Origin of the sequence: Kitasatospora sp. NPDC093558 (assembly GCF_040683475.1) — a bacterium.
In the GTDB taxonomy this organism is placed as follows: domain Bacteria; phylum Actinomycetota; class Actinomycetes; order Streptomycetales; family Streptomycetaceae; genus Kitasatospora.
Window position 1 is genome coordinate 1 of record NZ_JBFBDY010001159.1, and the last position, 1,424, is coordinate 1,424.

At 74.6% G+C, this 1,424-nt stretch carries 2 protein-coding genes; one reads left to right on the forward strand and one right to left on the reverse strand.

Going from position 1 to position 1,424, the window contains the following annotated elements; genetic code table 11:
* Positions 1-309: hypothetical protein (locus AB0O00_RS39380; RefSeq protein ID WP_363659477.1), on the reverse strand; the 309-nt coding region annotated here is incomplete at its 3' end.
* Positions 310-516: 207 nt separating this feature from the next.
* On the opposite strand from AB0O00_RS39380, the gene AB0O00_RS39385 reads away from it, so the two are divergent.
* Positions 517-1,356: an SDR family NAD(P)-dependent oxidoreductase gene (locus AB0O00_RS39385; protein ID WP_363659478.1), complete on the forward strand. Its 840-nt coding sequence runs from the start codon at positions 517-519 to the stop codon at positions 1,354-1,356.
* The last annotated feature ends 68 nt before the right edge of the window (positions 1,357-1,424 follow it).

Below are 1,424 nucleotides of genomic sequence, written 5' to 3' on the forward strand. Positions count from 1 at the left end.
GTTGCCGGCGAGGCGCGCGTCGACGCCGGCGTCGTCGAGGTCGGCCAGGCGTTGCTGGGCCTGGGGGTTGCGGACCGCGCGGGCCAGGGTGCGGCGCACGGCCGGGGTGCCGTCGGTGACGGCGCTGTCGGTCACGGTGGGCGGGTGGTCGTGGCCGAGGAAGAAGAAGTCGGGGTCGGCGTCGACGAGTTCGGCGAGTGCGGCGGCCCGGTGGGCGCGGGGCAGCAGCGCCACCAGGCAGCCGACGTCGAAGCGCCGGGCCAGTGCCTCGACGTTCCGGGTGTATTCGTCCGCCGCGTCGACTGCCATGGCAGGGGACGGTAACAGGCAGCGGGCGGGCGCCGCGCGGTTTTTCGCCGGGTTTGACCGTACGGGCGGCCGGGGTGGTAGGGGGGTCGGGGTACGGGCTCCGTGACCCGCGCCGTGCCGCAACGCGCGGCCGGGCGGCGGGAGTTCGGTGTCGATCTGTGCAAGTCGTGCTCCCGCCGGGGCCGGGTGGGCGGCGAACATGGCGCAATGACTTCTGTAGCTGTTGTCACCGGAGCGAATCAAGGTCTCGGGCTCGCGCTGGTCCGCGGGCTGGCGCGGCGTCTGGGCGAGGAGGGAGTGGTCTATCTGACCGCCCGTGACCGCGGGCGGGGAGAGGCGGCCGTGCGGCTGCTGGAGGGCGAGGGACTGCGGGTGCGGCTGCACCTGCTGGACGTGCGCGACGAGGCGAGCGTCGAGGCGCTGGCCGAGACGGTGCGGACCGAGCACGGCGGCGTCGACGTCCTGATCTCCAATGCGGCGGCGCGGATCACCCCGGACCGGCCGCAGTCCGAGCAGGTCCGCGAGTTCGTCGACACCAACAACCACGGCACCTACCGCATGATCAGGGCGTTCACGCCGCTGCTGAACGACGGCGCCCGGTTCGTCGTCGTCGCGAGCTCGTTCGGGTCGCTGACCAACCTGCCCACCGGGCTGCACCCGCGGTTCGACGAGCGGAGCGTCTCGCCGGAGGAGATCGAGGCGGCGATGGACGAGTACGCGGCCCTCGTCGAGGCGGGCCAGGCGAAGATCAAGGGGTGGCCGGACTGGATCAACATCCCGTCCAAGGTCGCCCAGGTGGCGGCGGTGCGGGTGCTCGCCCGGCAGTTGGGCGAGGAGGCCGGGAAGCGGGACGTCCTGGTCGCGGCCGCCTGCCCGGGGCTGGTGGACACCGAGGCCTCCAGGCCGTGGTTCGCGAGCATGGCGGGCGCGCTCAGCCCCGACGAGGCGGCGGTGGACGTGCTGTGGCTGGCGTGTGCGCCGGCGGGCAGCCGTGAGGGGCACGGGGAGCTGGTCCAGCACCGCAGGGTCCTCCCCTACCGGTTCTGAGCGGCGCACGGCACGGCGGTGGGGGGGGGGGGCCCGGGGCCCCCCGCCCCCCGGGCCTGTCCGGCCCC

Bases quoted from the DNA above. Each gene is read 5' to 3' on its own strand.
- AB0O00_RS39385 (WP_363659478.1), top strand. From the start codon at position 517: ATGACTTCTGTAGCTGTTGTCACCGGAGCGAATCAAGGTCTCGGGCTC.